This is a genomic window from Roseovarius gaetbuli, assembly GCF_900172365.1.
GTDB lineage: Bacteria > Pseudomonadota > Alphaproteobacteria > Rhodobacterales > Rhodobacteraceae > Roseovarius > Roseovarius gaetbuli.
The window spans coordinates 1-5922 of the sequence record NZ_FWFJ01000081.1; the positions used below are offsets into that span (position 1 = coordinate 1).

7 protein-coding genes and 1 pseudogene are annotated in these 5922 nt (G+C 56.6%); 3 read left to right on the plus strand and 5 right to left on the minus strand.

Annotated features, from left to right (window positions below; genetic code table 11):
• Positions 1-106: pseudogene (locus ROG8370_RS21165) on the minus strand (IS6 family transposase); the annotation flags it as partial.
• Between the two features lie 68 nt (positions 107-174).
• Here ROG8370_RS21165 and ROG8370_RS19215 point away from each other — a divergent pair.
• From ROG8370_RS19215 to ROG8370_RS19225, 3 genes are all read left to right on the plus strand, one after another.
• Positions 175-432, plus strand: a complete 258-nt coding sequence (locus ROG8370_RS19215; RefSeq protein ID WP_281252716.1) for an SDR family oxidoreductase — start codon at positions 175-177, stop codon at positions 430-432.
• A gap of 30 nt (positions 433-462) precedes the next feature.
• On the plus strand, positions 463-1422 hold the full coding sequence (locus ROG8370_RS19220; protein WP_085828749.1) for a TAXI family TRAP transporter solute-binding subunit: 960 nt from the start codon (positions 463-465) through the stop codon (positions 1420-1422).
• Positions 1423-1491: 69 nt separating this feature from the next.
• Positions 1492-3276 (plus strand): TRAP transporter permease, encoded by a 1785-nt coding sequence (locus ROG8370_RS19225; protein WP_085828750.1) that lies wholly within the window; start codon positions 1492-1494, stop codon positions 3274-3276.
• A 116-nt stretch (positions 3277-3392) separates the two neighbouring features.
• On the opposite strand, the gene ROG8370_RS20800 is transcribed toward ROG8370_RS19225, so the two are convergent.
• From ROG8370_RS20800 to ROG8370_RS19240, 4 genes are all read right to left on the minus strand, one after another.
• Positions 3393-3806 (minus strand): Hachiman antiphage defense system protein HamA, encoded by a 414-nt coding sequence (locus ROG8370_RS20800; protein WP_503128348.1) that lies wholly within the window; start codon positions 3804-3806, stop codon positions 3393-3395.
• Positions 3698-4258, minus strand: a complete 561-nt coding sequence (locus ROG8370_RS21685) for a Hachiman antiphage defense system protein HamA (RefSeq protein ID WP_503128347.1) — start codon at positions 4256-4258, stop codon at positions 3698-3700. The genes ROG8370_RS20800 and ROG8370_RS21685 overlap by 109 nt, the downstream gene beginning before the upstream one ends.
• A 526-nt stretch (positions 4259-4784) precedes the next feature.
• On the minus strand, positions 4785-5210 hold the full coding sequence (locus ROG8370_RS19235) for a helix-turn-helix domain-containing protein (RefSeq protein WP_212580133.1): 426 nt from the start codon (positions 5208-5210) through the stop codon (positions 4785-4787).
• 311 nt (positions 5211-5521) lie between these two features.
• Positions 5522-5722, minus strand: coding sequence for a MerR family transcriptional regulator (locus ROG8370_RS19240; protein ID WP_085828751.1), 201 nt, complete (start codon positions 5720-5722; stop codon positions 5522-5524).
• Between the last annotated feature and the right edge of the window lie 200 nt (positions 5723-5922).

Consider the following 5922-nt stretch of genomic DNA (forward strand, 5'->3'; position numbering starts at 1 on the left):
CTTCCACATTGCGCAGCGTCAGTGGAAACCGTACGTACAACATCACCGCCAGGCGGATAATCTCACGGCTCGTTTTGAAATAGCGAAATGGATCAGGTTTGGTCATCCGACGACGTTACGGAACCACCCTGCCCGCCTCAAGCCAGTTTCTTTTGACAATGCCTCGGAATCACCATCAACGCCATCGCCCCCGTCGGGCGCGGGATGGGATCGCATCCCGACGACCGGGCCCGAGCGCTGGCCCGCGTGCCGCTGCGGCGCATGGCGCGGGCGGCCGAGGTGGCCGAGGCTGCCATGTTCCTGACATCCCCCGGCGGACGCTTCATAACCGGGCATGTCTTGCCCGTTGACGGGGGATCCAGCGCGACGTTTCTCGAGGAGAACGCCAATTCGAACCTTGCGGAAGACGAACAAACAATTCAGGTTTCATAGATCAGCAGAACGTCTTTGGGAGGAGACAAGATGAACGCAATACTGAAAACCGCAGTGGCGGCGATCGCCCTTTCAGCCGCCGTCGTCACGGCCGCATCGGCCGAGACGCGCGTGACTTACAAGTCGGCAAAGACCGGATCGTCCTACTACCAGATGGGCGTCGAACTGGCCGAAGCCATGAAGGCCGGCACCGACGGCGACATTTCCGTCACCATCGAGGAAAGCCAGGGATCCGTCCAGAACGTGATGGAAGTGCGGGCGCGTGGCGGTGATTACGTCTTTACCACGCCTCCGTCGCTCGTTGGCCTCGCACAGCAGGGCAAGGCCATGTTCGAGGGCAAGGGCAATCCCGCTTTCGGCGACATCCGCGCGCTGTTCCCGATCCCATCGCTGACCATGCATTTCGTCATGTCCGCCGATAGCGGTGTGACCGACATTGCGGGTCTGGGGGGCAAGACGATCCTGCTTGGCAAGGGCTCCTTCGGAGCAAAAGAGGGTGAAAAGTATCTCAACCTCTTTGGCGTGGCCGACAGCGTCGAGATCGCGGATGTCGAACTGTCCAACGCCGTTGCCGCTCTCAAGAATGGCCAGATCGACGGCTTTGTCACCGCAGGCTCCTGGCCCGCACCGAACGTGATCGAGGCAGCGGCCTCCACCCCCGTCACCGTGTTGTCCCTGACCGATGCGCAGATCGCCGAGACCAAGCGGACCGAAATCACCATCCCGGCAGGCACCTATGCCGGTCAGGACGCCGACATCACCACGACATCGCTGCCGGTCGTGGCCTTTACCACCACCAAGATGGGCGACGATACGGCCTATGAGTTGACCAAGACCTTCTGGGAAAACAAGGCCAGGCTCGGCGATACCTCCGCCTGGTGGAACGGTGTCGATACGACCATGCTGAGCAATATCAATGGCAAGATCCACCCCGGCGCCGTGCGCTATTATGAGGAAGCGGGTATCAAGTTGAGCGACGCGCACAAGTAACGCGTCGACCACTTCTGCAGGCCGGGTATTGGGTCTGGCCTGCTCCTCACCCCGACCAAGAGAACTCTCATGTCCAGTATTCCCATTGGCCGCATCAACGCGACTTTCTGGCTGGTCTTGTCAGCTGCTTTGGTAGCTTATCACCTTGCGCTAGTCTTCTCCGGCCTTGTTCCCAATCTGGTCAGCCGTCCGCTGCACATGGCGTTCATCCTGCCTTTCGTGCTGGTGCTGGGCAATACAAGCCGCTGGGGAACGATTAGCGGCACGATATTGGCGGCACTGGGCATCGCTGCGGCGGTATGGATCGCAATCAACCACGACCGGCTGGGAGATCAATACGGGTTTCTCGAAAGCAACATGCAGATTGCCTTCGCTATCACCTTGCTGGTGGTGACGCTGGAAGCCGCCCGCCGCGCCATCGGCTGGCCGCTGCCGCTGGTGGCTGCCGCCGCCTTGCTCTACGGTCTTTTCGGTCAGTACATCCCGGGCCAGTTCGGCCATTCCGGCACCCCGATCGCCAGTTTCCTCGGCACGCTTACCATTGCCGAAGGCGGCATCTGGGGCTCGCTCACGGGGGTGTCCGTGGGCGTGGTGTCGATCTTTGTCATCTTCGGCGCAGTCCTGAACGCGGGCGAAGCCGGACAAGGGTTCATGAACGTGGCCGCCGCTGCGGCTGGTCGGCTCAAGGGCGGCGGGGCGAAGGTCTCAGTGATCTCCTCCGCGCTCTTCGGCTCGATCTCAGGCTCGGCGTCGGCCAACGTCGCCTCCACCGGGGCCATCACATTACCCGCGATGACGAAACTTGGCTATCCCAAACGCTTGGCTGCTGCGGTCGAGGCAGTCGCGTCGTCGGGTGGGCAGATCATGCCGCCGCTGATGGGCGCTGGCGCCTTCGTAATGGTCGAACTAACGGGCTTGCCCTACACGTCGATCATGGCGGCGGCGATCCTGCCCGCAATTCTCTATTTCTTTGCTGTGTGGGTTGGCATCAATGCCTACGCCACCCGCTTTGAACTCAAAAGTGTGGACGCGGCAGACCGACCTGCGCGGCGCGACGTTGTCATCACATCGCTCTTTTTCCTGGTGCCCTTCTCGGTCCTGCTATGGGCAATATTCGGCGCGAAGTTCACGCCCGAATATGCCGCCGCTATGGCGATCCTTGCCGGGGCGCTGCTGCTTTTTTTCAACGCAGAGCTTGAATTCCGGCCTGCGCAGATCGCCGAGCGGTTCAAGGGCGCAGTGACGAACGCCGCGCGGCAGGTGTCGATGATTGCGGCCATCATCCTTTGCGCCTCGATCATCATCGGCGTGCTGGCAATCACGGGGTTGGGTGTCAAGATCACCTCGCTGATCCTCGAAGGGTCGGGCGGATTGCTCTGGCCGTCGCTATTCCTGACCGCGCTCGCCTGCCTGATCCTCGGGATGGAAGTGCCGACGACGGCGGCCTATGTCATCTGCGTGTCCGTCGCTGGTCCAGCGCTGACCCAACTGGGTCTGGAGCCTTTGCAAGCGCATCTCTTCGTCTTCTGGTTCGCTTTGCTCTCGACGATAACGCCCCCAGTCTGCGGCGCGGTGTTCATCGCGGCGGGGATGATCGGGGAAAACTGGCTGAAGGTCGCGCTCACCGCGATGGCTCTGGGTGTCGGGCTCTACCTCATCCCCCTGGGGATGATCGCAAACCCCGACATTATACGATTGGCGGAAAGCCCCGTCCTCGCGATCATTGCAATGCTGCGGGTTGCCGTCGGGCTGGCGCTTGTGTCCTACGGCCTGATCAGTGCCCGCAAGATTCTCAAGACCGCTTTCCTGGTCTGTGCCGGGTTGGCAGTGATCTTCTCGGGCCTCTACCTCTGACGTCTTTTCGCTAAGGAGCGTCGTCAGGAATGGAGATGTGTTTGTCTATGTGAAGACCATACTCGTACATCTTAGCCTTTGCCTGAGTGATCCCAAGGACTTTTCGAGACGTTACTTCAGGCTTCATCTGCACCGGCCTCATACAACTTGTGTGTGAGCTTCATCAATTCGCTTCCCGAAATCACAATGAGCTCGAGATTTTTTCGATGTGGGTGAGGGGCAACTTCCTCTGAACCTGTCTTCACCGGAACAATTTGGCAGTCTGCAGAACAAGACGTCGTCAGGCATTCAAATTCCTTCGAAACTATCTCAGCTGCGCCGTATTGTTCAATATACGGATGGTCGGTTGGATTCTGGAACCGCCCAACTTTGGCAATGCCATCAAAATCTTGGTTGTCCAACATTTTTTGTTTGATGAAATTTAGGGATTCGCCAATGCGGATGTAATCTTTGGCGGAGTCATTGATTGCAGTTTGGAGTCTGTTTTCTTTTGACTTGGAGAACTTAGTTTTGACTTCATAGATAACCAGTTTGTCACCTTTTTTGGCTCAGCAGGATCGTCGAGAAGAAAGCCTACAACATCGCTTCCTTTGGGGGACTCGTTCCTGATTATCTTGGAGTTCCAGCGAACACGAGGAACCCAGCATCCACGAATCCACTGTAAAAAGTCTGCTACCAAGATTTCGCCAAAATCACCTGCTCTGGTAGCAGGCCCAAGCCCTCCCGTTTGAGTGGGGAATTTATAGTCAATGAGGTATTGAGATCGAGTTGTGCCCGGAGGTTTGAGAAGGTCGATCTGTTCGTCCAAGCAATAGTGATTCCTGAAGTGACATGCCCATGCCGAAAAAGTCGCTGCGTCGTCTGAGTATGCGAAATCCCATATCTCAATCGACACCCCATCAGAGGTAGAATACGAACCGCTCCGCTGCTTTAACCATGATACATGCGGTGCAATTTCGGTAGCCTCGACAACATTTGGCAATTTCTTAGACCCAAAAATTCAACTTTGAGGCAAGTGAACACATTTCATCGTGCTGAGCAAACGCCGAGTGAAGCCATTGTCCGTTTAGCTGGGCGGCACGCGTCACACCAACTAATCGAAGACAACGCTAACGGCGGATACTCTACGGCCCTTAAGGCGGCTACGCCGTCAGACCGTTAAGTTCCACTTTGCACAACAAAAAGCAGGGGAAAAAGACCAAAACCCTGACCAAAGGGAAGGGCTTCGACCCCTCGAAGCGTTCGGCGGCTCCACGCTGGGGCGGGTGAATACGGGTTTTGAGGTCAGCTATGGTCAGTAGCGTGTGAACCTGCTGACGACCTTCAAGCTCAGTGTAGTCGGCGTCTCGTGCGGCCTTGTCAGTTCGTCCATTTGAATGCCTGCCGATGGCTATATGTAGATATGTCCTGTTTTTTGTGACGCGTGATTTTGGATTTCAGCGTTTCACGTCACAAATTTTAGGACGGTTGTGCCTGTATTCGTCCGTTTTAGCGGGTCACTGTCACACTCACTGTGACGGGGTGTCCTGTTTTTTGTGCGGGGGTTTTGTTTTTTTCCGCCAAGACATAAAACGTTTAAGGGCAGGCTGCATGTCGTCCGTTGGCAACTCATCCAAGGACCACACCGAAGCTTTGCCAATACCTGACGGCCCAAGGTGTGGGGCCTGCGTCAAGCGGATAAAGCCGCGCTCCTCTAGTTCTTTAAACCAACCGCCGACGGTGTTGCGGTGGACATTCAATGCATTTTCCGCGTCTCGGTGGCTGAGAATAATGTGCCCGTTGTTCGATCCATTGAACCGTCGCTTCAGTTCGATGTAGAGCGCGCGCGGGCCAGGTTTCAGCGTTGACCATGCCTCTGACGATTGCAGCCATTCGGGAAGCTGGACGTGACGCCCAGTTCCCCTTTTTTTGTTCTTGTAGGGTTTGGTCGCCATCAGCGTCCCCCACACGCCATAAGCGCCAGATAGACGCGCACGGCGGTGATTTGGCTGGGGCAGCCGCCAAGGGATACCCATGCCGCATCTATGGCCGCGCCTGCGACCTTTAGAACGGCCCTGTAGTAATCGGAGGTTTCTTGCCCAGCTTGCTTTGCATTCGTCGGCGAAAGAGCTTTGCTCACTGATTTTTTTAAAGGGGAATGTTTCACTTTTTCTCCTGTAGATTCAGGAGCGCGCATGCTGTAGCATGGTGTTGTTAAGACTACCTGCAAAGCCCACGCGCTCATTAAGAGTTTGTGGGTTTTGCTTTAAGTAGTGGTATCAATACGCTGGGCTTCTGCCCAGGCGTTCAGGTCAGCGCCGCGATAGATGATCTTGCGGCCAAGACGATAGAAGGCTGGCCCCATGCGCTTGTGACGCCATTGGGCCAGCTTGTTGTGACCACCGATCAGGTTCAGTTCTGGGTCGCCAAGGACGTAGTTTCGGTTTTGTTCGAACAGGTGTGCCATCGTTCAGCCTCTTTCAGGAGTTGATAATGACAACGTTTTTCGCGCACTTGGCTTCAATTTCCTTCAGTTTAAACGAGAGTGTCCGACCTTCTGTGTATGAGTAATTTGGCCCATGCTTCACCAACGAAGGAGCATGACGACAATGACGATTTCCACGGAACTACTGGATGAGCTGCTGAGCGGCGTTGAACGGCCCGAAG

Excerpts from the sequence above, each read along its gene's own strand:
- ROG8370_RS19235 (WP_212580133.1), bottom strand. The coding sequence starts at position 5,210 with ATGGCGACCAAACCCTACAAGAACAAAAAAAGGGGAACTGGGCGTCAC.
- ROG8370_RS19220 (WP_085828749.1), top strand. The coding sequence starts at position 463 with ATGAACGCAATACTGAAAACCGCAGTGGCGGCGATCGCCCTTTCAGCC.
- ROG8370_RS19240 (WP_085828751.1), bottom strand. The coding sequence starts at position 5,722 with ATGGCACACCTGTTCGAACAAAACCGAAACTACGTCCTTGGCGACCCA.
- ROG8370_RS19225 (WP_085828750.1), top strand. The coding sequence starts at position 1,492 with ATGTCCAGTATTCCCATTGGCCGCATCAACGCGACTTTCTGGCTGGTC.